Below are 24,814 nucleotides of genomic sequence, written 5' to 3'. Positions count from 1 at the left end.
TGCTGCTCGATGAGCCCACCAACCACCTCGACATTGCCGCCATTGAGTGGCTCGAACAGCAGCTGCTCCAATTCCCGGGCGCCCTGGTGTTCATTACCCACGACCGGTCCCTGCTGCAGAAACTCGCCACCGACATTGCCGAGCTGGATCGGGGGCATTTGCGCACCTGGTCGGGGACTTACGACCGGTACCTGGAGTACCGGGAGCAGGCTCTGGCGGAAGAGGCGCGTCACAACGCGCTGTTTGACAAGAAACTGGCCCAGGAGGAAGTCTGGATCCGTCAGGGAATCAAGGCGCGCCGCACCCGCAACGAAGGACGGGTTCGCGCTCTGAAAGCCATGCGGGAGACCCGCAATGAGCGCCGGGAGCTACAGGGCAAGGCCTCGTTCTCGGTCAGCTCCGGGGAGCGTTCCGGCAAGTTGGTGGCGGAGCTGGAAAAGGTGTCCTATGGCTTCCCGGAGAAAGCGATTGTCTCGGATTTTTCCTCCGTCATCATGCGCGGTGACCGTATTGGCCTGATCGGTGCCAATGGCGCCGGCAAGAGTACGCTGCTGAAGTTGATTCTCGGGGAGCTGGAACCTCAGGAAGGACGGGTGCGCCTGGGTACCCAGTTGCAAGTGGCGTATTTTGATCAGTTGCGGGAACAGCTTAACCTCGATCAGAGCGCGGTGGACAATATTGCCGAGGGGCGCGAATTCATCGAGCTCAATGGCAAGTCGCGGCACATCATTTCCTATCTGGGCGACTTTCTGTTCACCGGGGAGCGGGCGAGAACCCCCTTGCGTGCGCTGTCCGGGGGCGAGCGCAACCGGGTCCTGCTGGCCAAGCTGTTCAGTAAGCCGGCCAACCTTCTGGTCATGGATGAGCCGACTAATGACCTGGATGTCGAGACGCTCGAGCTGCTTGAGGACTTGCTGACTGATTACGACGGCACCGTATTGCTGGTCAGCCACGACCGGGCATTCCTCAACAATATCGTCACCAGTGTCATCGCCTTTGAGGGGCGCGGCCGGGTGCGTGAGTACGTGGGGGGCTACGACGACTGGTTGCGCCAGGGGGGACGCTGGACCGATGATAGCGCGCCGTCTGAGCCAGCCGCCGAAGGGGCTCCCTCTGCGCCGTCGGCCCCGGCTGCGCCGGCGACCAAGCCCAAAAAGCTCAGCTATAAACTGCAGCGGGAGTTTGATCAGTTGCCGGAGCGGATTGAAGCGCTGGAGGCCCGGCTGGACGCACTGCAGCAGCAGGCCGCGGATCCGGCGTTCTACAGCGAGCCACAGGACAAGGTGGATGCGCATTTGAAAGCGCTGGCCGATGTGGAGGCGGAGTTGGAGACGTGTTTTGAACGCTGGGCCGAGCTGGAGGACATGCAGGGCGCCTGAGCGCAAACATCAGGTCTCTCGGGTGTCGGATTCCGCTACCCGGACCGCGAGCACGTCGCAACTGGCACCGTGCAGAACGCTGTTGGAGGTGGACCCGAGCAGTAGCGCAAAACCTTTGCGGCCGTGGCTGCCGACAATGATCAGGTCGGCCCCTTCCTGATTGGCGAGATAGTGCAACTCGGTGGCCGGTTGGCCCACCAGCACATGTTCCTGCTGAATGGGGAAATCGACGTGCTGGGTCAGACGATGCAGCTCCTGTTCGGCTTTGAGTTGCAGTTGCTCCTGAACCTCTGACAGATCCACGGGCATGTCGCCGCCGTAGGCGAATGTCAGCGGCTCGATGACATGGGCGACACTGACCGTAGCCTGGCAGGCCTGGGCGAGCTCGGTGGCTCTCTGCAGAACCTGGGGCGACTCCTCGGACAAGTCCAGGCCAGCAATAATATGTTTGTAAACTGCCATAATCTGACGTCCCGTAACTGGTTGGCGAACGACCTGTAACTGGGAGAGATATTTTGCTCTCCGATGCTATTGATAGTAGCACTTTTAAAGAGCGGGATCAGTGGAACAGTCAATACCGGGAGGAGTGTGAGCGGTGAATATCTGGATAGTCGTCATTTTACTGGGCGTGCTCGCCATGGTGCTGGGGCCGGTCATGATGCTTCAACCCAGCGAGCGCGACCGCCAGCAGGAAGCGGTGCGTCGGCGGGCGACCGAAAAAGGCCTGCGGGTCACTCTGGAAGCCTTGCCCAGACAGGCAACCGATCTCAGTGAACCGGAGCGACTGCCGGTCTATCGCCAGCCCGCGGCCAAAGGGGGAGGGCCGGCCCGGGACTGGATGCTGGTGCGGGCCGCCTACGAGCACGAGTCGCATTTTATGGGGGTATGGGCCTGGCAGGGAAAGGGCCGAGCGACGCCCGCTGAGCGAGCCTGTTTGCGCGAGTGTCTGCCCCGAATGCCGCGCTCGGTACGCGCCCTCAGTGGTGACCCGGGGGGGTGGTCGATCTATTGGACCGAAGCGGGGGGTGACCGGGCGCTCGCGGTTGTCGAGGAGACGCTGGCCGCCCTCAGGGGTTGTAGTCCGTCTCCGGCATCAGCTCCTGGCTGAGCGCCTTGCGCTTGCCCTGAATCACCTCCCCGAGCTCCCGGATCATCGCCATGCGTTGCGGGTAGGGGTGATCGGAACCGATCAGCAGCCCCTGGGCGCGCTTGTAATACGCCTGGGACGTGGTGATATCCCCGCGCTGTAACGCCTTGTGGCCCTCGGCAATGTAGGTCACCACATCGATCATCAATCGGGTCCAGGACAGCTCGAGCAGGTAGTCACTGAGTGTACCCCCCTCCAGTCGCCCCTCGTTGTCCTGTCGACGCAATACCTGAGCGGCCTGATCCAGGCACTCCCTGGCGCGCGCCATTTCGGCGTCGCTCTCCCGCAGGCGGCCGGCGTGGCTCGGCTCCTGATCGTGCAACATGTCTTCCGCCCGCTCCCGAACATGGGCAACTCGGGTTTCCAGGTGGGTTTTGTCGCCCGCCTCGAGCTCCAGCATCTGCTCGAGCAGGTGCAGTATTTCCCGGTTGATACTGCGGGCGATGGCGCGGTTGGGCAAGGTCTCTTCGATCCCGACCAGTACCTCCTCCAGGGCGTCGATGCGCCAGCGAACCCGGCGCTGCCGCAATCGGATCTGGCGAAAGCGTTCCTCGCGCTGGTTGACCAGATGCACGATCAGCAGCGATAGAAACAGCAGTGATGTCAGCAGCAATAAGCTGGCCATGACGCTCCGGGGGTCATCAATGGAAGAAATAATTCCTGACGGGGTTGAGTCCGCTTTTCAGGTTGTCGGCCCGCGTTGCCAAAGCTTTATGATCTATTTTTATCAAACCCTTGTAAATCAAGTAGATAGACGCGTCTTCCCGGGGCCGTCGGCGACCCCGTCGGCGCTGTGAGGGAAGCACCTGAGCGACGGTTCCGGCGGGGTGGATCGAGGCCCTGAGGAAGTTCGCGACTTGACCCAGCCCGGTTGAGGACTTATATATGCGCACCTCAACCGGCATTTTGCAGCGCTCTGGCCATCCGGCTAGCCGCTCTCACTCGGAACGGACAAAGAAGAGTCGCATGGGTAAATCCTTAGTTATTGTCGAATCCCCGGCCAAGGCCAAGACGATCAATAAATATCTGGGCAACGATTTTATCGTCAAGTCCAGTGTCGGTCACATTCGGGATCTGCCCACCAGCGGCAACTCCAAACCGGTCGATCCCAAGGAGCGCGCCCGTCAGGCCGCCAAGACCCGCAAGCTGTCGCCGGACGAAAAGGCCAAGTACAAGGCGAAGAAGCAGAAAGAGCAGCTGATCAAACGGATGGGTATTGATCCCGAGCACGGCTGGGATGCCCACTATGAAATTCTGCCGGGTAAGGAAAAAGTGGTCGATGAGCTGCGCAAGCTGGCGGCCAAGGCCGACACCATCTACCTCGCAACGGATTTGGACCGCGAAGGGGAGGCGATCGCCTGGCACCTGCAGGAGGCCATTGGTGGGCAGCCCGAGCAGTATCGACGGGTGGTGTTTAACGAAATCACCAAAAGCGCAATTCAGAACGCCTTCAAACAGCCCGGTCGTATCGATCGGGACCGGGTCAATGCCCAACAGGCGCGCCGATTCCTGGACCGGGTGGTTGGCTATATGCTGTCGCCGCTGCTGTGGGAGAAAATCGCCCGCGGTCTGTCGGCCGGACGGGTACAGTCGGTGGCGGTGCGCCTGGTGGTTGAGCGCGAGCGGGAAATTCGCGCCTTCGTGCCCGAGGAATACTGGACCCTGGCGGCCCAGCTGAAAGCCGGCGGTGGCGAGGCAGTGCGCTTCGAGGTCAAGAAGCAGGGCGACAAGGCGTTCAAGCCGCTCAATGAGTCCCAGGCCATGGCTGCGGTCAAGGCGCTGGAAGGGGCACGTTACGAGGTGGCGGACCGGGAAGACAAGCCCACCAAGTCCAAACCACCGGCACCATTTATTACCTCTACCCTTCAGCAGGCCGCGAGCACCCGGTTGGGGTTTGGGGTCAAGAAAACCATGATGATGGCCCAGCGCCTGTATGAGGCGGGTTATATCACCTACATGCGAACCGACTCCACCAACCTGAGTCAGGAAGCGGTGGCCAACTGCCGTGACTTTATTCAGGATGAGTACGGCAAGCGCTATCTGCCGGAAAGCCCGGTGGTCTACTCCAGCAAGGAGGGGGCCCAGGAGGCACACGAAGCGATCCGCCCCTCCAGCGTAACGGTAAAGCCCAATCACCTCAGTGGTATGGAGCGCGACGCTGAGCGACTGTATACCCTGATCTGGCAGCAGTTTGTGGCCTGCCAGATGAGCCCGGCGGAATTTACCAGTACCTCGATCGTGGTCAAGGCCGAGGACTTCGAGCTGCGCACCCGCGGCCGGGTCATTCGCTTTGACGGCTTCCTGAAGGTGTTGCCTCCGGTGGCCAAAAAAGATGAAGACGTGGTGCTGCCGGATATCAAAGTGGGGCAGGTGCTGCCTCTGATCAAACTCGAGCCCTCGCAGCACTTCACCAAACCGCCGGCGCGCTTTACTGAAGCGAGCCTGGTAAAAGAATTGGAGAAGCGGGCGATTGGTCGCCCATCCACTTATGCGTCGATCATCTCCACGATCCAGGATCGCGGTTACGTGCGTCAGGAAAACCGCCGGTTCTACGCCGAAAAAATGGGCGATATCGTCACCGAGCGCCTGGTGGAAAGTTTTGATGACCTGATGGATTACGGCTTTACCGCCAGTATGGAAGACTCCCTGGACGATGTCGCCCAGGGTGAGAAAAACTGGCAGCAGCTGCTCGACGAGTTTTACGCGGAGTTCACCCGTAAACTGGAGCAGGCCCAGAGCAGTGAGAACGGTATGCGGGCCAACTCGCCCACCGATACCGACATCAAGTGCGATCAGTGTGGTCGGCCGATGCAGATCCGCACCGGGAGCACGGGCGTGTTCCTGGGCTGCTCGGGCTACAGCCTGCCGCCCAAAGAGCGCTGTAAAAACACCATGAATCTGGTCTCCGGCGACGAAGCGCTGGATGCGGATGCCGATGAAGAGGCCGAGTCCCGGCTGCTGCGCACCAAACGCCGGTGCAAGTTGTGCAACACCGCCATGGACAGTTATCTGCTCGACAGCAAGCGCAAGTTGCACATCTGCGGCAACAACCCGGATTGTCCGGGGTACGAAGTGGAAGAGGGCAGCTTCAAGCTGAAAGGCTACGAAGGCCCGACCCTTGAGTGCGACAAGTGTGGCAGCGAAATGCAGCTCAAGACCGGCCGTTTCGGTAAGTACTTCGGCTGTACCAGCAGTGAGTGTAAAAATACCCGCAAGCTGCTCAAGAGCGGTGAGCCAGCGCCACCGAAAATGGACCCGGTACCCATGCCGGAGCTCCAGTGCGAGAAGGTGGATGACACTTACGTCCTGCGCGATGGGGCATCCGGCCTGTTCCTGGCGGCGAGCCAGTTCCCCAAAAACCGGGAGACCCGCGCGCCTCTGGTGGCGGAAATTGTGCCGCACAAAAAAGAGATCGATCCTAAGTACAAATTTCTCTTTTCCGCGCCGACGGAAGACCCGGATGGCAACAAAACGGTGATTCGCTACAGCCGGAAGACCAAAGAGCAGTATGTGCAGTCCGAAGTGGACGGTAAGGCGACCGGTTGGAAAGCCTTTTATGAAAAAGGCAAGTGGGTCGCCAACAAGTAATCAGCCGCCGGGCTGTTGATGAGGTTTGTTAATGGCTGGAACCAGTCTGACTCGGGTCAATCAGAAATTGGCCTATTGTCGTGCGCTGCTCAAACAGCTGGTCCGGGATGGCGCGCCCGGGAACGCCAACGAGCGCCTGCGCCAGCAGGCGCTGCTCGATGGAGCGGCCTTTCACCTGCTCTGTGCCTACCGGCACTATCTGCGGGAGTTGGCCGAAAACTATTCGGTTCCCGACGTGAGTCGTATCACCACCGAGCAGGACTTGCTGGATGCGCTCGAGCGTTTCGGCAAGAACCCCTCAGAAGCCCGTGAGCTGCTCACCCTTCGCACCAATCCGGACAGCTGGCTGTCTGCCCTCCAGGAGGCCTACGACGCCTGCTGGGCTGCCTCAGGAGCAGCGCCGGTCGCGCGCATTGAGGTGCTGGACCTGGAGTCGCCCGACGGCGCTCCGGGAAAGATTACCCAGGCCCGGCTGACCCAGTGGTTTGAGGCGTTAAACGAGTTGGTGGAACGTCAGCGCGAGACCAGCGCGGAATACTGAGGGGGAGCCCTGGCCGGGCAGCCTGTGGTAAACTGATGGGCAGTTGTTATCGAAGAAGGCGGAGAAGTTATGTCATCATCCCTGTATGAAATTGTGGAACTGGCCAACGGTGATGTGGTTCTGCAGCGGGCCGATGAGAATGGCGAGCCTCTGGTGAGCATCCGGTTCTCCGCCGACTCCCTGTCCTATATGCGTGAAGGCAAACTGGATGTGGCCAAGGCCATGATCGAGGCGGGTATGGAAGCCGCCAGTGAGATTGCCGAAGACGGCGTGGAAGATTTTCTGGGTGAGTTTGCCGATACCGAGGAAAAGCCGGTTTATCACTGAGGCTACAGTCTCCGCTGAGGTCCCAGTCTCTTTAAAGTGACTGTTCCGCGCCCAATGAGTCGCGTTCACGTGCGGCGGAAGGTTAGCGTTTAAAGCAACGCAGAGTCGCTCCAGCCCTGGAGCGCAAGTAGCTTGTCCCTCCGCTATCGAACCCGCAATAACAGTGCCTGACATTGCCCCTGCAAGGCGGCGGCTTCGAGTTGCTTTAGCTCGCGATCGCTCAAGGCACCCGGGCTTGCAATGACGGTGTGGCTGTTGCCTTTGGCAAGGGCTTCCCAGAGTATCCAGCGGCTGTCGTCGGTTTCCGGTGCGTGAATCAGGCGAATGCTGCGTGTATCCACGCCGTACCGCTCGAGCAACCTGCGGTCCACCGGGCCGGGACTGATCCAGGTCAGCCAACGATCGCTCGGGGTTCGGCTCAGGTGCGCCACCATGGGCAGTAACAGTTGGGTCTGCTCCGGGGCGTTGTGGGTCAGTACCAGCTCGGTAATGCCGCCGGCGGGTGCCGGTGATGCCGATTGAATGGGGGCGTTAATCACGGCGAATGACTCCTACACTGAGACCTTCAATAGTGAACTCCTGATCGCGCAAGTCCACCTCAATGACATCGAAATCCGGATTTTCCGGCCAGAGCTCTACCTGGGCGCGGTTGCCGACTCGCTTGAAGCGTTTTACTGTGACCTCCTCACCAATGCGAGCGACCACAATCTGACCGTTGCGGACCTGTTGAGTGCGGTGAACCGCCAGCAGATCGCCGTCCAGAATGCCGGCGTCTTTCATGCTCATGCCATGCACGCGCAGCAGGTAATCCGCCTGCGGGGTAAAAAAGCTGTGGGGGAGCTGGCAGTAATCTTCGATGTGTTCCTGCGCAAGAATGGGGCTGCCGGCCGCGACCCGTCCGACCAGTGGCAGTCCCTGCTGTGGCTCGACCAGCTTGATGCCGCGGGAGGCGCCGGGAATCACTTCGATGGCGCCTTTGCGGGCCAGCGCCTTGATGTGCTCCTCGGCGGCATTGGCGGATTTGTACCCCAGAATGCGGGCAATCTCGGCGCGGGTTGGCGGATAGCCGGTTTCTTCCGCGTAATTCTTGATCAACTGCAACACCTTTTCCTGGCGAGGGGTCAAGTTGTACATGGCGAGCTCCGTGGCAGTTCTGTGGGGACCAGTGTGGTCTGGGTTTTTATACAGATATTGTGATTATATACAGTTATCACCTGTATGCAAGCACAGGTGACAAAAGTGGTTGGGGGCAGGGCGGGTTGGCGGCGGGCTCAGTCGTCGTAGCCGGGGAAGAGGTCGGGCTCGATGTCGTTCAGGGGGTTGTTCCAGGAGTCCGGGACCAGCACGTCATCGTCGTTCCAGCGATCCTCCTGGCTGAGTTCGTAGCCGGCTTCGGAGTCCTCCGGGGCGGCCGCGGGCACCAGTGGCAGTAGGGGCCAGGTTTCCAGGTCAAATTCACCGATGGCACCGTCGAGATACTGCACCTCAATGGTACCCTGCTGCTCATCCAGCGCGACCACTTCAAAGACCTGCTGGTCTTCGCGATCAAAGTACCAGGCGCCAATGCTTGGAGACTGAAAGCCCATGACTCAATGCTCCCATCTGCGTGAATGAAAAGCGTCCGCGGTGCGGCGGAATCGCCGATGAGTTACCTTACCATGGCTTTTCCGCTCCCTAGCAAGCGGTGCGCGAGCGGCGGGAGGACGCTCAGGAAGCGAGTTGTCCGGGAACTCGTGGGGTCGGTCGCGGTAATTGCCTAATTTTCCTTGAGGTTTTGGCTTTTGCCTCGGCGTGGGTATACTCCGCTGAGTCTAAATGAATCTATCGGCAGAGTTTTACATAAAAACTTTGTCTAAACATGTTTGAGTGATTGCCATGGAATTATTGGATCCGATAAAGACCTTCCTGACCGATCTGGCCGATCGGGATCAGCTCTGGATACTGCATGCATTTGCTGTGGTGTTGGCCACTCTGGTAGTGGCCATGGTGGTCAGCTTTATTGTCAAACGCTTGGAGAAGAAGGCAGACAGCGCGAACGCCATCTGGCTGATGATGGCGTTCCGCTCGGTTCGACCGCCACTGAAGGGCATCATCTGGCTGATGGGCATCAGTTGGGCCAGCTACCTGACCCATCAGGGGGCGGATATCGAGCTGATGGGTGCGGTTGAGACCATTCGTCAGGTGGGTATTGTGTTGCTGGTTACGTGGTTTCTGGTGCGCTTTATCCGGTTGGGAGAGAAAGAGTTTCTGAACCCGAGAGTCGGGGAGCCGGGTGATCCCACCACGGTAGGTGCGGTCAGTAAGCTGTTACGGGCCTCGGTGGTCATCACCGCGGTGCTGGGGCTGCTGCAGGCGCTCGGGTACAGTATCTCCGGGGTACTTGCCTTTGGTGGTGTCGGCGGTATCGCAGTGGGTTTTGCCGCGAAGGACCTGCTGGCGAACTTTTTTGGTGGTCTGACGATTTATATGGATCGTCCGTTCGCGGTCGGTGACTGGGTGCGGTCACCGGACAAGGAGATTGAGGGTGTGGTGGAAAATATCGGTTGGCGTCAGACCCGTATCCGCACCTTTGACCGCCGGCCACTGTATGTGCCCAACGCTACCTTCACCCAGATTTCGGTGGAGAACCCCTCACGCATGGAAAATCGGCGGATTCTGGAAACCATCGGCATCCGCTACGATGATGTCGACAAGATGGATGATATTGTTGCCGATGTCCGACAGATGTTGCTGGACGACGAGCGCATTGAAACAGACCATCAGACGCTCATTGTCAATTTCAACAGCTTTGCCGCCAGTTCGCTGGACTTCTTCGTCTACACCTTCACCAAAACCGTCAATTGGGTGGAGTTTCACGAAATCAAGCAGGATGTCATGCTGAAAATCGCCGACATTATTGCTGGGTACGGTGCGGAAATTGCGTTCCCGACTTCCACACTGCATGTGCCTGAGCCGGTCCGTCTGTCGGGCCATGACGGTGGGGGGGCATCCCAGTCCGAGCGTGAATCACCGGCGGAGAATAAGGGAGCAGACCGGGCCTCAGGCAAGAATCAAGAGCCGAGCAATCGCTCGGCGGGCGATGCGACCTATGGTCCCGAGGTGGACGGCGAGCAGTCCGGTGGCGATGGTGATTGATGCCCATTGGCCCGAGGCGGCGGAGTGCCTGTATACCCGGGACGAGCTGGAGCGGGCGCTCGATCGTCTATCCAGCGAAATAGGCGACAGGTTGACCGGGCCTGAGCCACTGCTGGTGCTGACGGTGATGCACGGCGGCCTGGTGACCGCCGGACACTTGCTGCCGCGCCTGTCGATGCCGCTGGAAACGGATTATATTCACGCCAGTCGCTATGGGCATCGGATGGAAGGCGATGACCAGTTGCGGTGGCTGCACCGACCGGCTACTCCGCTGGCCGGCCGACGGATTCTGATTGTTGACGATATACTCGATCGGGGGCTGACGCTGAAGGGGCTCGTGGAGGCCTGCCGGGGGCAGGGGGCGCTCTCCATCCATACGGTGGCGCTGGTGCAAAAGCGCCTGCCTGACCCGCCGGCGGTGGAGGCGGACTTTGTCGGGCTGACGGTGCCGGATCGCTTTGTGTTCGGGTTTGGCATGGATTATCAGGGATTGTGGCGTAACGCGCCCGGCCTATACGCAGTTCCCGAGTCTGATGTCCGGCATTAGCCAGGCTCCCTGGTTGTCCATATAACCAAAAACGCTAAGAGTGTCTCAAAATCCACAGGCGAGACTGGACAATCGGGATCAGATGGCTTAAAACGTCGGCGTCCGTTAATAACGGATGGAGTAAAACCCGGGTGACCGGGTGTTAAGAACTTAAAGACGAAAGACGTCAGGATTTTTCATAAGAATAATGGGGTATCACTATGGCTGAGCGAGCGTCAGGAACCGTCAAATGGTTCAATAACGCCAGAGGCTACGGGTTTATCACCTGTGGCGAAGACAGTGACGATATTTTCGTGCACTACCGCAACATTCGAGGTGAGGGCTACCGCTCTCTGTCAGAAGGGCAGAGTGTGGAGTTTGAGCTGCTCGAAGGTGACAAAGGGCTCCAGGCCGACGACGTCGTCGCCGTTGCCTGACACCAGTGCGGTCACCCGTCGCCGGTAGCGGGCGGGTGTGTTCATGTTGATCAAGGTAATAACCGTTTCTCCCTCCGATTACTCTTTTCTCACCCGCCTGTTCCCGCTTACTCTTCGTCGCTTCCGGTCTCTTCTTCGTCGGGACGTTCGTAAGGGGTGACTCGAATCATCAGCCCGACAATAGGGTGGTCCAGGTAGTGCAGCTCTTCGCTGCGCATTCGCCGCTGCTGGTTCAGGGTCACGATACGGCGGGGAAGATAGTCCTCTTCCAGAAAGTCCGGCAGGCTTGAGGTGGTGTTCAGGCTCGTGTCCCAGGCGTTACCAGTCGGGTTTTGCCATTCGTCGCCCCACAGGGGTGCCGTCTCTCGATCGTCGGTGGTGGGCGCATTGTCCGGTTGCGGTGCGTCGGGGCGCCGGGGCAGTTCCGGCCAGGCGCCGGGGGGCTGGCCGTAATTGGGCTCGAACTCGGTGAACCACAGGCGGGTGTGCAGGTGCAGGTAGCGCGACACACTCAGGGTGATGCTGCCCTCGAGCTCGGTGTGGTTATCAAAGGTATCGCCGCCCTGAATCAGCAGCGCGGGACTTTCTTCCAGCTCGGTGACCGGCTGGCGCCAGGCCTCGTGAAACAGGACCCGATACTGACCGGAGCGGTTCATGGCATTCGCGAACCGGTCCATGGAGCGCAGGTCCTCGGGCAGGGGGAGGAAAGCGTCCCGGGCCAAGTCGGCGGGGGCCGGTTCTCGCAGGGCCGCCAGGCCGTTGTCCCAGGAGGGGCGGGGGGGCGAGGTGTCCTCGGTATCCGCCAGATCGGACTCCGGGTCATGCAGCGTCACCCAGTTGAATGGGTAGCGCAACTGGATGTTGCGCGGCCACTGTTCGATGCCGTCTGCACCGCCGATCCGCTCGAACACGATCATTTCCACCTGGTACCAGTCGGCCGGGTCCTCGGCCAGGGTTGGCACCATGGCGCAGGTGGCGGCCAGGCCGAGCAGGGCGGCCAGAGCGAGGGAGGTGCGGGAGGTGCGCAAAGCGTGGGTCATGAGCGGTTTCCGGGCGTCAGTTTATCCAGCAGTTCTGAAACAGCGTTCAGTCGTGTTTCGCCATTTTCCATATTTCGAACGAATTTTAAATGATTCGCCCCTGCCAATTGGTAGGTTTGTGGGTCACTTTGCACCAATTGCACAATGGTCAGGGGATCGACCTCGGTTTGCTCGGAAAATTCCAGTCGACCGGCCCGGTCGCCGGCTTCGAGTTTGGCGATGCCGAGCTTTTCCGCACGCAGTTTCAGCGCGGTCACCGCAAACAGATTCTTGGTCGCCTCGGGTAGCAGCCCGAACCGGTCGATCATTTCCACTTGAAGCTCGCGCAGAGCCTCATCGGATTCCGCGTTGGCCAGTCGCTTGTACAGCACCAGGCGGGTGTGGACATCCGGCAGATAGTCCGCGGGAATCAGGGCCGGGATGCGCAGGTTCACATCGATGCCGGAGTCCAGAGGCTGTTCGATATCCGGCGTCTTGCCGGCCCGGATGGCCTTGATGGCCCGGTCCAGCATATCCATGTAGAGCGAGAAGCCCACGGTCTGGATCTGGCCGCTCTGTTCCTCCCCGAGCAGTTCCCCGGCGCCGCGAATTTCCATGTCGTGGGTGGCCAAGGTAAAGCCGGCGCCCAGGTCGTGGGCCGCCGCAATGGCGTCCAGGCGTTTGAGTGCGTCGGCGGTCATGGCGCGGCGTTCGGGGGTCAGCAGATAGGCGTAGGCCTGATGGTGCGAGCGGCCGACCCGGCCCCGCAGTTGGTGCAACTGGGCCAGGCCAAATTTGTCGGCCCGGTGAATGATGATGGTGTTGGCGCTCGGGACGTCGATGCCGGTCTCGATAATGGTGGTGCACACCATCACATTGAACCGCTTGTGGTAAAAGTCCGACATGACCCGTTCCAGATCGCGCTCGCGCATCTGGCCGTGGCCGATGCCCACCCGGGCTTCCGGGATCATTTCCCCCAACTCCCGGGCGATCCGTTCGATATTTTTGACTTCGTTGTACAGGTAATACACCTGCCCGCCGCGCAGGATTTCCCGCAGAATCGCCTCCTTGATGGTGGCGTCGTCCTGGGTGCGGACAAAGGTTTTGACCGACAGACGGCGCGCCGGCGGGGTGGCAATGATGGACAGATCCCTAATGCCGGACATTGACAGGTTGAGCGTCCGGGGGATCGGGGTGGCGGTCAGGGTGAGGATATCGATCTCGGCCCGCAACGCCTTGAGTTTCTCCTTCTGGCGCACACCGAATCGATGTTCCTCATCGATGATTAGCAGCCCCAGGTTCTTGTAGCGGAGGTCTCCCTGCAGCAGCTTGTGAGTCCCCACAACGATATCCACTTTGCCCGCCTCCACGCGCTTGAGCACCTCGTTGACCTCTTTGGTGGTGCGAAAGCGTGACAGGACTTCAATGGTGATGGGCCAGTCGGCGAAACGGTCTTTCAGGGATTCAAAGTGCTGCTGGGCGAGCAGGGTTGTGGGGGCCAGCAGGGCGACCTGCTTGCCGCTGTAGCTGGCGATAAAGGCCGCCCGCATGGCCACTTCGGTTTTGCCAAAGCCCACGTCCCCGCACACCAGGCGGTCCATGGGTTGCGGGGAGAGCATGTCCTGCACCACCGCCTCGATGGCTCGCTGCTGGTCCGGCGTTTCCTCAAACGGGAAAGCGGCGGCAAAGCTCTCATAGGCGGCCTTGGGGTCGTCAAAGGCAAAGCCCTTGCGGGCGGCGCGACGGGCATAAATATCCAATAGCTCGGCGGCCGCATCCCGCACCTGCTCGGCCGCTTTGCGTTTGGCTTTCTGCCACTGTTCACTGCCCAGCCGGTGCAGTGGCGCCAGCTCCTCATCGGCGCCACTGAACCGGCTGATCAGGTGCAGGTTGGTGACCGGCACGTACAGCTTGGCGCCTTCGGCGTACTCCAGGGTCAGGAATTCCGTCGACTGGCTGTCCACATTCAGGGTTTCCAGGCCGCGGTAGCGGCCCACCCCGTGGTCGATGTGCACCACCGGGGCGCCGGGTTTGAGTTCGGTCAGGTTTTTGACGATCAGGTCGCTGTTGTCCTGGGCCTGACGACGTCGGCGCTGCTGACGAACCCGGTCGCCAAACAGCTGGGATTCCGCAATGACCACCACATTGGGGTCCTGCAGCCGCAGGCCCTGATCCAGGGGCGCCACGGAGAGGGCCAGGCGCGTGTCGTTCTGCGCAAAGGCGTCCCAGTTATCGACGATGGTCGGGTGTACACGGATGCGGCCCAGCAGGTCCAGCAGTGTTTCACGTCGGCCGGCGGAGTCGGCGCAGAACAGTACCCGACCGTCGAATTCCATCAGAAACGCTTCCACCGCTGCCAGGGGCGTGTCTGACTGATGGTTGACCGGCAGGGTCGGGGGCGCCTGGGTGGCAAAGTTGAATCGGCCGGCGCCCGGCTCTACCGCTGCGGTCTGTACGAAGGTGCGGGCCAGGGGTTTGATCAGGCCGAACAGCTCGTCCACGCCGAGATAGATGTCCCGCGGCGGCATGATCGGGCGCTGAGGGTCGACCTTGCGGCTCTCATAGCGGTTCTGCAGTTCGTTCCAGAAGCGCTCGGCGGCCGCTTCCAGCTCCCCCAGGGCAAAAATCCGGGTGTTCTCCGGCAGGTACTCGAACAGGTGGCTCGACTGCTCGAAAAACAGTGGCAGGTAGTACTCAATCCCGGGTGGGGCAATGCCGCTGCAGACGTCCTGGTAGACCGGGCAGGCGCGATGATCGACATCAAAACGGGCGTGCCAGTGATCCCGGAAGCGATTGATGCCGTTTTTATCCAGAGGGAATTCCCGTGCCGGGAGCAGTTCGATACGGTTTACCTGCTCGACGGTCATCTGGGTTTCGGGGTCGAAACGACGCAGGGTTTCCACCTCGTCGTCGAACAGATCGATCCGGTAGGGGTAGTCGCTGCCCATGGGGAACAGGTCGATCAGGGCGCCGCGCACCGCAAATTCGCCGTGCTCGTACACCGTGTCGACGCAGTGGTAGCCGGCTTTTTCCAGTCGGCTGCGCAGTGCGTCCAGGTCCAGGCGCTCGCCCGGCTCCAGGAGCAGGCTGTTGCTCAGCAGGTAGCTCTGCGGCATCAGCCTCTGCAGGATACTGGTGACCGGCACCACCAATATGCCCTGGCGGGTGCCGGGCAGACGGTAGAGGGTGCGAAGGCGCTCGGAAATGATGTCCTGGTGCGGGGAAATCGTGTCGTAGGGCAGGGTTTCCCAGTCCGCCAGGTGCAGTACCGGCAGTTGGTCGCCCGCAAAGTAGCGCAGCTCGCTCTCCAGGCGCTGAGCGGTGCTGGTATCCGGTGCGATGACCAGGCTCAGGCCCTCGTGGGACCGGGCGGCATTTGCCAGGGCGAGGGCCTGAGCGGCACCGTGGAGTTGTCCCCAGGTCTGACGATCGCCGGGGCGGACGGTGGTTGGCGGGTTCAGCGGGTTCTGTTCACTCATGATTTGACGGCTGCGGAAAAAAGCCGCCATTGTACCCGACCTGATGAGATTGTGTTTGGCTGCTGCGATGATGGCGCCATCCACCCTGTGAGTACCATCCGGTGACTGCAAAAAACCCGCCAGCGGACTGGCCTTTCGGCGCTGTGATCTTTATAATTGCGGCGATTTTTCCAAGGGTGTGGGCAGAAAATGTGCCCGAATCGACTCCGCAATGGGTGTTGAGGCGGAGAAATCTCATAGCTGAGGTGCTTTTTGAGGGATGGCGGGGTTTGACCTGCTCAGGCACCTGGAACTTGCGCTTCTAACAACTATATATCCGCACACATTTGAATATCGCAACCCAGTTACTGTCGGGCCGCTGGGGTTGAGTGTGCGAAGTGCAATCCGTTAGCCCGGCATACGACACCGATCGGTTGGGGATGTTTCCCCTTCAGGTCAGTTTATCCAACGAGTGATTAGGCAGAGACGTATGATAAAGATCCGTCGGGGATTGGATTTACCTATATCCGGTGTGCCCGAGCAGGCCATCAGCGAGGGTCCAAAAATCCGCTCTGTGGCTGTCATCGGTTTCGATTACCACGGTATGAAACCGACCATGGCGGTCCAGGTGGGGGACAAGGTCAAGCTCGGTCAGTTACTGTTTACCGATAAAAAGACGGAAGGCGTGCGCTATACCGCACCCGCCTCCGGTACCGTGGCGGCCATCAATCGTGGCGAACGCCGGGTGCTGCAGTCCGTTGTGATCGATGTCGAAGGCGACGACGCCGAGACCTTCGAGGCCTATAAGGGCACGGACCCGGCGCAGGTGTCTGACGAGGACGCCCGCGCCCTGTTGAACGAATCTGGCCTGTGGACCGCGCTGCGGACCCGCCCGTTCAGCAAGGTCCCGGCTCTGGACAGCAAGCCCAATTCCATCTTTGTGACTGCCATGGACACCAATCCGCTGGCGGCCAACCCGGAGGTGATCGTTGCCGAGCAGGCCGAGGCGTTCAAGCAGGGCCTGGTTGTGCTCAGTCGGATGACCGAGGGCAAGGTGTTTGTCTGTAAGGCCGCTGGCGCCGATATTCCCGCTGCCTCGGGCGAGCGTTTTGTCACTGAAGAGTTTGGTGGCGTACACCCGGCCGGCAATGCGGGCACCCACATCCACCACCTCGACCCGGTCAGCGACAAAAAGCTGGTCTGGACCGTCAACTATCAGGACGTGATCGCCATTGGTACGCTGTTTACCACGGGCAAGCTGGATAACCGTCGTGTGGTGGCTCTGGGTGGTCCGCAGGTCGAGAAGCCCCGTCTGCTGCGTACCCGTCTGGGTGCCAACCTCGAAGAACTGACCGCTGGCGAGCTCAAGCCTGCCGAGAACCGCCTGATTTCCGGTTCGGTCTTTGGTGGTCGTAACGGTCGTGGCCCGCTGGCCTACCTGGGACGCTACCACCAGCAGGTGTCCGTGTTGGAAGAGGGCAACGATCGCCCGATGCTTCACTACCTGCGCGCCGGTTTCAATGCCTTTTCCGTCATGGGCATTTACATCTCCAAGCTGTTCAAAGGCAAGCAGTTCAACTTCACCACCACCACCGGTGGTAGTGAGCGTGCCATGGTGCCGGTGGGTGCCTACGAGCGCGTGATGCCGCTTGATATTCTGCCGACGCAGTTGCTGCGCTCCCTGATTGTCGGGGATACCGAGACCGCCCAGCAATTGGGTTGTCTTGAGCTGGACGAGGAAGATTTGGCCCTGTGCACCTTCGTGTGCCCGGGCAAATACGAATACGGCCCGATCCTGCGCGACAATCTCACCACTATTGAGAAGGAGGGCTAAGGTATGAAAGCTCTGCGCAACTATCTCGACAAGATCGAGCCGAACTTCCACAAGGGCGGCAAACTGGAAAAGTGGTACTCCCTGTACGAAGCGGTGGACACCATTTTCTATCGCCCTGCCAGTGTGACCAAAACCACCGCTCATGTGCGCGACGGCATCGACCTCAAGCGCATCATGATCACCGTGTGGCTGTGCACCTTCCCGGCCATGTTCTACGGCATGTACAACATGGGCTTTCAGGCCAATACCATCATGGCGGATATGGGTATCGCCTCGGTGGAAGGTTGGCGGGGTGCCTTTATTGAAATGATGGGCGGCTATGACGCCAGCAGCATCTGGGCCTCTTTCTGGCACGGTGCGGCCTATTTTATCCCGATCTACTTCGTGGTGTTCGTGGTTGGCGGCTTCTGGGAAGTCCTGTTTGCCACTGTACGCGGTCACGAAGTGAACGAAGGTTTCTTTGTTACGTCGGTTCTGTTCTCCCTGATCTGCCCACCGGATCTGCCCCTGTGGCAAGCGGCTCTGGGTATCAGCTTCGGTGTTGTGGTCGGTAAGGAAGTGTTCGGCGGTACCGGCAAGAACTTCCTGAACCCCGCACTGACCGGTCGTGCGTTCCTGTACTTTGCCTACCCGGCGTCCATGTCCGGCGACAGTGTCTGGACCGTGGTCGATGGTTACTCCGGTGCTACTGCTCTGTCGGTCGCCTTCCAGCAGGGTATGGACGGCGTATACCAGCAGATGAGCTGGATGGACGCGTTCATTGGCAACATCCACGGCTCCATTGGTGAAGTGTCCACACTGGCCATTCTGATCGGTGGCGGCATTCTGTTGATCATGGGTATTGCCTCCTGGCGGATTGTGGCCGGTGTGATGCTGGGTATGATCGCCACCACGCTACTGTTCAACGCGATTGGCTCCGACACCAACCCGATGTTTGCCATGCCCTGGTACTGGCACCTGGTCGTGGGCGGTTTTGCATTCGGCATGATGTTCATGGCCACGGATCCGGTATCCGCCTCCATGACTCACGCCGGTCGCTGGTGGTTTGGCGCTCTGATTGGCCTCATGTGTGTGTTGATCCGCGTCGTCAACCCGGCCTTCCCGGAGGGGATGATGTTGGCGATTCTGTTTGCCAACCTGTTCGCCCCCCTGATTGACCACTTTGTTGTACAGGCGAATATCAAGCGGAGGTTGGCACGTGGCTAATAACGATACGATCAAAAAGACCATCACAGTGACTCTGGCACTGTGTATCGTCTGCTCCGTCGTGGTGTCGACAGCCGCCGTGCTGTTGCGCCCCATGCAGCAGATGAACCAGGAACTGGATTTCAAGAGCAATATCATTGCTGCGGCCGGTCTCAGCGGGGAAGAGGGCAGCGTCGAAGAGATTTTCGAATCACGGATCAAAACCCGTGTGGTGGATCTCGAATCTGGCCAGTTCACCGATGAAGTGGACCCGGACAGCTACGATCAGTGGAAAGCGGCCAAAGATCCGAGCCGCTCCATGGACCTCAGCGGTGATGAAGACATCGCGGGCATTTCCCGTCGTGAACGCTACGCCGAGGTGTTCCTCGTGGAGAACGAGCAGGGCGAGCTGCAGACACTGGTATTGCCGGTTCGCGGGTACGGACTCTGGTCCACTCTCTATGGCTTTATGGCAATCGAAGCCGACGGTAATACCGTTGCTGGTCTTACGTTCTACGAACACGCCGAAACGCCCGGTCTCGGCGGTGAGGTGGATAACCCGAGCTGGAAGGCCCAGTGGGACGGTAAAAAAGTCTACGGCGACGATGGCGAGGTCCAACTGTCGGTCATCAAAGGCAGTGTCGACTCCTCCGACCCCAATGCCCAGTACAAGGTGGATGGCCTCTCGGGCGCTACCCTGACCAGCAAGGGCGTGGATAACCTGGTGGAGTTCTGGCTGGGTGATATGGGCTTCAAGCCGTTTTTGAAGAACTTGCGCGAAGGGGAGGCCTAAGCCATGAAGAAGCTCAAGCAACTTCTGATTGAACCGATTTTTGACAATAACCCGATTGCGCTGCAGATTCTGGGTATCTGTTCGGCTCTGGCTGTTACCAACAGTTTGAGCGTGACGGTGGTGATGTGTATCGCCCTGACCGCGGTAACCGCATTTGCCAACCTGTTTGTCTCCATGGTGCGCAATCACATTCCGGGCAGTATCCGGATCATTGTGCAGATGACCATCATCGCCTCCTTGGTGATTCTGGTGGATCAGGTACTGAAGGCGGTGGCGTATGACATCAGCAAGCAGCTGTCGGTCTTCGTAGGCCTGATCATTACCAACTGTATCGTCATGGGCCGCGCCGAAGCCTTTGCCATGAAGAACCCGCCGCTGCCGAGCTTTATCGACGGCGTGGGTAATGGCCTGGGTTATAGCGTCATCCTGTTGGGTCTGGCCTTCATCCGCGAGCTGTTCGGCTCCGGCAGCCTGTTTGGCGTCACTCTGTTGACCCCGGTGACCGAGGGTGGCTGGTACGTGCCGAACGGTCTGTTGCTGTTGCCGCCGAGCGCGTTCTTCCTGATCGGTTTCTTTATCTGGGCCATCCGCGCCTGGAAGCCGGAGCAGGTTGAGGAAGAAGAGTTCAAGATGGCGCCTAACACCAAGCCGCAGGAGGCCTGATCGTGGAACAGTTACTGAGTATTTTTGTACGGACCGTTTTCATTGAAAACATGGCGTTGGCGTTCTTCCTGGGGATGTGTACCTTCCTGGCAATCTCCAAGAAAATCAGTGCCGCCTTTGGCCTGGGCATTGCGGTCGTGGTCGTGCAGTTGATTACCGTACCGGTGAACAATCTGCTCTACACCTACGTATTGGCTGATGGGGCCCTGGCGTGGGCCGGTCTGCCCAATGTCAACCTGAGCTTCCTCGGTCTGATTACCTACATTGGTGTGATCGCCGCGCTGGTTCAGATTCTGGAAATGGTGCTGGATAAGTTCATGCCCGCGCTGTACAACGCTCTGGGTGTGTTTCTGCCTCTGATTACCGTGAACTGCGCCATTCTGGGTAGTTCGCTGTTCATGGTGGAGCGCGACTACAACTTTGCCGAGAGTGTTGCCTTCGGTGCCGGTTCCGGCGTCGGTTGGGCCCTGGCGATTACCGCTCTGGCGGGTATTCGCGAGAAGATGAAGTACAGCGATGTGCCGGCGGGCCTGCGTGGCCTGGGCATTACCTTCATTACTGTCGGTCTCATGTCCCTGGGCTTTATGTCTTTCGGCGGCATCGACCTGTAACCAGCGAGGTAGGCTAGATGAATTTGGAAATTATATTGGGCGTGGTCATGTTTACCGTCATCGTTGCGGCGTTGGTGGTAATCATCCTGAGCGCCCGCGCCAAACTGGTGAGCAGTGGCGACGTAACGATCGAGATCAACCACGAGAAAAAAATCCAGGTCCCCGCCGGCGGCAAGCTGCTGCAGAGCCTGGCCAATGCGGGCCTGTTCCTGCCGTCGGCCTGTGGTGGTGGCGGTACCTGCGCACAGTGTAAGTGTGTGGTAGAGCAGGGCGGTGGCGCCATGCTGCCGACCGAGGAAGGTCACTTCACCAAGCGCGAGGCCCGTGAGGGGTGGCGCCTGTCCTGCCAGACACCGGTCAAAGAAGACATGGTCATCGAAGTGCCGGAAGACGTGTTTGGTGTGAAGCAGTGGGAGTGCACCGTTGAGGCAAACCCGAATGTGGCGACCTTCATTAAAGAGCTGACACTGAAGCTGCCGGAAGGCGAGAACGTCGATTTCCGTGCCGGTGGTTACGTCCAGCTCGAGTGCCCGCCGCATCATGTGAAGTTCAAGGACTTCGACATTGAAGAGAAATTCCGTGGCGACTGGGAGCGCTTTGGTTTCTTCGATCTGGAATCCAAGGTCAACGAGCCGGTCATGCGCGCCTACTCCATGGCAAACTACCCGGAAGAAGTCGGTATCGTGAAATTCAATATTCGTATCGCGACGCCGCCTCCGGGCTCCAAGGATATTCCGCCGGGCATCATGTCCTCCTACGTGTTCAGCCTGAAACCGGGCGATACCATCACCGTTTACGGGCCCTTTGGTGAGTTCTTTGCCAAGGACACCGACGCGGAAATGGTCTTCATCGGTGGTGGTGCCGGTATGGCGCCCATGCGCTCACACATCTTTGATCAGCTGCGCCGGATCAAAACCGATCGCAAGATCACCTTCTGGTATGGTGCGCGTTCACTGCGCGAAATGTTCTACCACGAAGAGTACGATCAGCTGCAGGAAGAGAACGAGAACTTCGAGTGGCACGTAGCGCTGTCCGATCCCCAGCCGGAAGATAACTGGGAAGGGCCGACCGGATTCATTCACAACGTGTTGTACGACATGTACCTGAAGGATCATCCGGCGCCGGAAGACTGTGAGTACTACATGTGTGGGCCACCGATGATGAACGCTGCCGTCATCAAACTGCTCAAGGACTTGGGCGTAGAAGACGAGAACATCATGCTGGACGACTTCGGCGGTTAATAGAGGACAGGATTTGTTCAAGGTTCTCACAACAATAAAAACGGGGCCGGTACTGCTGGCCTCGTTTTTGTTTTTAGGTTTGCTGCTGGGCGGCTGCGAGCCTCGTGTTGAACACGAGGCGCACCGGTTCTCCGGGCCCACCATGGGCACGACGTTCAACGTCACCCTGGTGGTGACCGACCAGTCTCCGCCGGTGGACGCCGCGAAGATTCAGGCTGGGCTGGAACGGGAGCTGGCGCAGATCAATCAGCAGATGTCGACTTACATCGATGACTCCGAGTTGATGCAGTTCAATCGCTCGGAGGTCGGGCAGTGGCAGTCGCTGTCGGAACCACTGGCTGAGGTGTTGGCCATCAGCCGGCGCATCAGTGAGCGCAGTGAGGGCGCTTTCGACATTACGGTGGGGCCGCTGGTCGACCTGTGGGGCTTTGGCCCTCTGGCTGAGCCAGAACAGGTACCCAGCGATGCGGCGATTGCGGCCGCCCGTTCGGCGATGGGCTATGCCCAGGTGGCGCTCGATGGTCAGCGGGCCCGTCGGTTGAGTGATGTGCGTCTGGATCTCTCGGCCGTGGCCAAGGGCTACGGCGTGGATCATCTGGCCGATTGGCTTGAGGCTCAGGGCTACGAGCATTATCTGGTCGAAATCGGGGGCGAAGTCCGGCTCAGCGGTAGCAGTCCCCGGGGTGATGCCTGGCGCATTGGCGTAGAGCAGCCCAGCCTGGTTCAGGGTGATGGCCGCAAGGCACTGGCGTTGACGGATATTGCGATGGCCACTTCGGGAGACTATCGCAATTACTATGAGCGCGACGGTGTGCGTTACTCACACACCATCGATCCGCGCACCGGACGGCCGATAGCCCATCGCCTGGCCTCCGTTACGGTGCTGGCCCCAACCTCTGCGGAGGCCGATGCCTGGGCGACGGCACTGAATGTGCTGGGGCCGGAAGCGGGTATGGCGCTGGCGGAGCGGGAAAAACTCCCCGTGTATATGATTGTCAAAACCGATGACGGTTTTACTGATGACTATTCCAGTGCATTCGCACCCTGGCGCTGAGCGTCAGCAGTGAACGTGCACAACGAAAGCCCCAAGGGCAGGTGAGGTAACACATGGGTATGGTTCTGGTTTCCCTGTTGGTCATGCTTCTGGTGGTGGTAGGGATGTCCGTCGGCGTTCTGTTCGGCCGCCAGCCGCTCAAAGGTTCCTGTGGCGGTGTCGGCGCCGCCCTGGGCGAGAAAGACTACGTCTGTGATTTGTGTGGTAACGACGAAGAAAAGTGCAAAACCATCAACGAACGTCAGCAGGCGGGTCTGCCCGTCGACGATTTGGCGTACGATGCCAGCCAGGGGGCGGCATCAGAGGGTAAAGAGAGAGCAACGTCCTCCAAAACCCAATCAGGAGATTAATCCTAGTGGCTGATCACACCTACGATGTGCTGGTAATCGGGTCCGGACCAGCGGGTGAAAGCGCTGCCATGTCGGCGGCAAAATCCAATCTGCGAGTTGCCGTAATTGAAAGTCGGGCCCATGTGGGCGGCAACTGTGCGCACAAAGGTACTATTCCGTCCAAATCCCTTCGTCATGCGGTTAAGCAACTGATTCGCTACAACAGTGTCAGTCTGTTCCGGGAGATGGGGGATACTCGCTGGCTGTCCTACCCCAGGGTGTTGGCGGCGGCCTCCAAGGTGATTCCCAAGCAGGTCGAGTTGCACACGGAGTTTTATATCCGCAACCGCGTGACGCTGCATACCGGGATGGCCTCTTTCGTGGATGCCAATACCGTTAATGTCGACTCGGGTGATGGTGCCCAGGAAACGATTACCGCCGAGTCGATCATCATCGCCACCGGCTCGCGCCCGTATCGGCCGGCGGATGTGGATTTCAGTCATCCACGAGTCTACGACAGCGATACCATTCTGGAAATGCAGCACACTCCCCGCCATATGATCATCTACGGAGCGGGCGTTATCGGCTGTGAGTATGCGTCCATCTTTTCCGGTCTCGGGGTGAAGGTGGATCTGATCAACAATCGCGATCGGCTGCTTTCATTTCTGGATGACGAGATTTCCGACGCGCTCAGCTACCACTTGCGCGACAGCGATGTGACCGTACGTCACAGCGAAGAATACGAATCCATTGAGGCCGATGATCACAGCGTGACGCTGCGTCTGAAGTCTGGCAAGCGACTCAAGGCAGATGCGATTCTCTGGTGTAATGGGCGCAGTGGTAATACCGACAAGCTGAATCTGGAGGCGACCGGGCTGGACGTGGATTACCGGGGCAATCTCAAGGTGTCCCAGGATTATCGAACCTCGGTGGACAACATCTTTGCGGTCGGCGATGTGATCGGCTGGCCGAGTCTCGCCAGTGCGTCGTTTGATCAGGGACGGGCGGTCGCGGCAGTGATCACCGGGGAGCCCTGCAAGCCGGTCACCAATGTGCCTACCGGTATTTATACCCTGCCGGAAATCAGCTCCATCGGGCAGACGGAAACCGAATTGACCGCGGCGAGAGTGCCCTATGAAGTGGGCCGGGCGCTGTTCAAAAACACTGCGCGGGGACAGATCAGTGGCGAAGACGTGGGGATGTTGAAAATACTGTTCCACGTCGACAGCCTGGAAATACTGGGCGTCCACTGCTTTGGGGCAGAGGCCGCCGAGATTGTTCACATCGGTCAGGCCATCATGAGTCAGAGTGGCGCGGGAAACACCATACAGTTTTTCCTCGATACCACCTTCAATTATCCCACCATGGCAGAAGCCTATCGCCTGGCGGCGTTGGACGGCATCAACCGCATCAACCGTCGTTAGCGGGTGCCGCCCCCGCCCGGGGGCGGTGCTTCAATACCGTGCGTAGCACTTTGTCGTGCTCAAAATAGACTACGTAGTCTTCGTAAACCCAACTGGAGATCGGTGGGTCGCCGACCGCTGCAC

24 protein-coding genes are annotated in these 24,814 nt (G+C 59.5%); 17 read left to right on the top strand and 7 right to left on the bottom strand.

Annotated elements, in window-relative coordinates; translation table 11 throughout:
* The coding region (locus B3520_RS07255; protein WP_286875766.1) for an ATP-binding cassette domain-containing protein at nucleotides 1-1,379 on the top strand (1,379 nt) is incomplete at its 5' end.
* Between the two features lie 9 nt (nucleotides 1,380-1,388).
* Here the strand turns inward: B3520_RS07255 and B3520_RS07250 are convergent.
* Nucleotides 1,389-1,841, bottom strand: coding sequence for a universal stress protein (locus B3520_RS07250; protein WP_024460344.1), 453 nt, complete (start codon nucleotides 1,839-1,841; stop codon nucleotides 1,389-1,391).
* A gap of 133 nt (nucleotides 1,842-1,974) precedes the next feature.
* On the opposite strand from B3520_RS07250, the gene B3520_RS07245 reads away from it, so the two are divergent.
* Nucleotides 1,975-2,487 (top strand): hypothetical protein, encoded by a 513-nt coding sequence (locus B3520_RS07245; RefSeq protein ID WP_123637503.1) that lies wholly within the window; start codon nucleotides 1,975-1,977, stop codon nucleotides 2,485-2,487.
* Here the strand turns inward: B3520_RS07245 and B3520_RS07240 are convergent.
* On the bottom strand, nucleotides 2,447-3,151 hold the full coding sequence (locus B3520_RS07240) for a hypothetical protein (RefSeq protein ID WP_286807421.1): 705 nt from the start codon (nucleotides 3,149-3,151) through the stop codon (nucleotides 2,447-2,449). The genes B3520_RS07245 and B3520_RS07240 overlap by 41 nt on opposite strands.
* Nucleotides 3,152-3,492: 341 nt before the next feature.
* On the opposite strand from B3520_RS07240, the gene topA reads away from it, so the two are divergent.
* From topA to B3520_RS07225, 3 genes are all read left to right on the top strand, one after another.
* Nucleotides 3,493-6,114, top strand: a complete 2,622-nt coding sequence (gene topA, locus B3520_RS07235; protein WP_286807422.1) for a type I DNA topoisomerase — start codon at nucleotides 3,493-3,495, stop codon at nucleotides 6,112-6,114.
* Nucleotides 6,115-6,145: 31 nt separating this feature from the next.
* A complete protein-coding gene (locus tag B3520_RS07230; protein WP_286807423.1) occupies nucleotides 6,146-6,655 on the top strand; it encodes a DUF6586 family protein in 510 nt (169 codons plus the stop codon).
* Between the two features lie 69 nt (nucleotides 6,656-6,724).
* A complete protein-coding gene (locus tag B3520_RS07225) occupies nucleotides 6,725-6,982 on the top strand; it encodes a hypothetical protein (RefSeq protein WP_024460338.1) in 258 nt (85 codons plus the stop codon).
* A gap of 143 nt (nucleotides 6,983-7,125) precedes the next feature.
* Here B3520_RS07225 and B3520_RS07220 read toward each other — a convergent pair whose 3' ends face one another.
* From B3520_RS07220 to B3520_RS07210, 3 genes are all read right to left on the bottom strand, one after another.
* Complete coding sequence (locus B3520_RS07220) at nucleotides 7,126-7,521, bottom strand: cell division inhibitor SulA (protein WP_286807424.1); 396 nt, start codon at nucleotides 7,519-7,521, stop codon at nucleotides 7,126-7,128.
* Nucleotides 7,514-8,116: a transcriptional repressor LexA gene (gene lexA / locus B3520_RS07215; protein WP_024460336.1), complete on the bottom strand. Its 603-nt coding sequence runs from the start codon at nucleotides 8,114-8,116 to the stop codon at nucleotides 7,514-7,516. Before lexA ends, B3520_RS07220 begins: the two co-directional genes overlap by 8 nt.
* Before the next feature lie 137 nt (nucleotides 8,117-8,253).
* The gene (locus tag B3520_RS07210; RefSeq protein ID WP_123637497.1) at nucleotides 8,254-8,568 is read right to left on the bottom strand and encodes a DUF6763 family protein; all 315 of its coding nucleotides are present in this window, start codon (nucleotides 8,566-8,568) and stop codon (nucleotides 8,254-8,256) included.
* 289 nt (nucleotides 8,569-8,857) lie between these two features.
* Between B3520_RS07210 and B3520_RS07205 the strand changes: the two genes are divergently transcribed.
* The 3 genes from B3520_RS07205 (at nucleotide 8,858) to B3520_RS07195 (ending at nucleotide 11,080) form a co-directional block, all read left to right on the top strand.
* The gene (locus B3520_RS07205; RefSeq protein ID WP_286807426.1) at nucleotides 8,858-10,117 is read left to right on the top strand and encodes a mechanosensitive ion channel family protein; all 1,260 of its coding nucleotides are present in this window, start codon (nucleotides 8,858-8,860) and stop codon (nucleotides 10,115-10,117) included.
* On the top strand, nucleotides 10,110-10,664 hold the full coding sequence (locus tag B3520_RS07200) for a hypoxanthine-guanine phosphoribosyltransferase (RefSeq protein ID WP_286875764.1): 555 nt from the start codon (nucleotides 10,110-10,112) through the stop codon (nucleotides 10,662-10,664). Before B3520_RS07205 ends, B3520_RS07200 begins: the two co-directional genes overlap by 8 nt.
* Before the next feature lie 200 nt (nucleotides 10,665-10,864).
* Nucleotides 10,865-11,080: a cold-shock protein gene (locus tag B3520_RS07195; protein ID WP_024460332.1), complete on the top strand. Its 216-nt coding sequence runs from the start codon at nucleotides 10,865-10,867 to the stop codon at nucleotides 11,078-11,080.
* 107 nt (nucleotides 11,081-11,187) lie between these two features.
* Here B3520_RS07195 and B3520_RS07190 read toward each other — a convergent pair whose 3' ends face one another.
* Together B3520_RS07190 and mfd are read right to left on the bottom strand one after the other, a co-directional pair.
* Nucleotides 11,188-12,120, bottom strand: coding sequence for a CsiV family protein (locus B3520_RS07190; protein WP_286807427.1), 933 nt, complete (start codon nucleotides 12,118-12,120; stop codon nucleotides 11,188-11,190).
* Complete coding sequence (mfd, locus tag B3520_RS07185) at nucleotides 12,117-15,578, bottom strand: transcription-repair coupling factor (RefSeq protein WP_286875762.1); 3,462 nt, start codon at nucleotides 15,576-15,578, stop codon at nucleotides 12,117-12,119. Before mfd ends, B3520_RS07190 begins: the two co-directional genes overlap by 4 nt.
* Before the next feature lie 469 nt (nucleotides 15,579-16,047).
* Here mfd and B3520_RS07180 point away from each other — a divergent pair, with 469 nt between their 5' ends.
* The 9 genes from B3520_RS07180 to sthA are packed head-to-tail and all read left to right on the top strand — an operon-like array spanning nucleotide 16,048 to nucleotide 24,691.
* Nucleotides 16,048-17,391, top strand: coding sequence for a Na(+)-translocating NADH-quinone reductase subunit A (locus tag B3520_RS07180; RefSeq protein WP_123637493.1), 1,344 nt, complete (start codon nucleotides 16,048-16,050; stop codon nucleotides 17,389-17,391).
* 3 nt (nucleotides 17,392-17,394) lie between these two features.
* A complete protein-coding gene (locus B3520_RS07175) occupies nucleotides 17,395-18,597 on the top strand; it encodes an NADH:ubiquinone reductase (Na(+)-transporting) subunit B (protein WP_123637492.1) in 1,203 nt (400 codons plus the stop codon).
* Nucleotides 18,590-19,369, top strand: coding sequence for a Na(+)-translocating NADH-quinone reductase subunit C (locus B3520_RS07170; RefSeq protein ID WP_123637491.1), 780 nt, complete (start codon nucleotides 18,590-18,592; stop codon nucleotides 19,367-19,369). The genes B3520_RS07175 and B3520_RS07170 overlap by 8 nt, the downstream gene beginning before the upstream one ends.
* Before the next feature lie 3 nt (nucleotides 19,370-19,372).
* Nucleotides 19,373-20,032, top strand: a complete 660-nt coding sequence (locus tag B3520_RS07165) for an NADH:ubiquinone reductase (Na(+)-transporting) subunit D (protein ID WP_123637490.1) — start codon at nucleotides 19,373-19,375, stop codon at nucleotides 20,030-20,032.
* Between the two features lie 2 nt (nucleotides 20,033-20,034).
* The gene (gene nqrE / locus B3520_RS07160) at nucleotides 20,035-20,643 is read left to right on the top strand and encodes an NADH:ubiquinone reductase (Na(+)-transporting) subunit E (protein ID WP_123637489.1); all 609 of its coding nucleotides are present in this window, start codon (nucleotides 20,035-20,037) and stop codon (nucleotides 20,641-20,643) included.
* A 17-nt stretch (nucleotides 20,644-20,660) separates the two neighbouring features.
* The gene (gene nqrF, locus B3520_RS07155) at nucleotides 20,661-21,884 is read left to right on the top strand and encodes an NADH:ubiquinone reductase (Na(+)-transporting) subunit F (protein ID WP_286807433.1); all 1,224 of its coding nucleotides are present in this window, start codon (nucleotides 20,661-20,663) and stop codon (nucleotides 21,882-21,884) included.
* Between the two features lie 13 nt (nucleotides 21,885-21,897).
* The gene (locus tag B3520_RS07150; RefSeq protein ID WP_286807434.1) at nucleotides 21,898-22,938 is read left to right on the top strand and encodes an FAD:protein FMN transferase; all 1,041 of its coding nucleotides are present in this window, start codon (nucleotides 21,898-21,900) and stop codon (nucleotides 22,936-22,938) included.
* A 53-nt stretch (nucleotides 22,939-22,991) separates the two neighbouring features.
* Nucleotides 22,992-23,288 carry a (Na+)-NQR maturation NqrM gene (gene nqrM / locus B3520_RS07145; RefSeq protein WP_123637486.1) on the top strand — a complete coding sequence of 99 codons (297 nt, stop codon included), beginning with the start codon at nucleotides 22,992-22,994 and terminating at the stop codon, nucleotides 23,286-23,288.
* A 5-nt stretch (nucleotides 23,289-23,293) separates the two neighbouring features.
* Entirely contained in the window at nucleotides 23,294-24,691 is a 1,398-nt protein-coding gene (gene sthA, locus B3520_RS07140; RefSeq protein ID WP_286807435.1) for a Si-specific NAD(P)(+) transhydrogenase, read from the top strand.
* Nucleotides 24,692-24,814 lie beyond the last annotated feature (123 nt).

Source organism: Marinimicrobium sp. UBA4509, from assembly GCF_002388575.1.
GTDB classification, from domain to species: domain Bacteria; phylum Pseudomonadota; class Gammaproteobacteria; order Pseudomonadales; family Cellvibrionaceae; genus Marinimicrobium; species Marinimicrobium koreense.
This window is presented reverse-complemented; position numbering and strand designations above follow the sequence as displayed.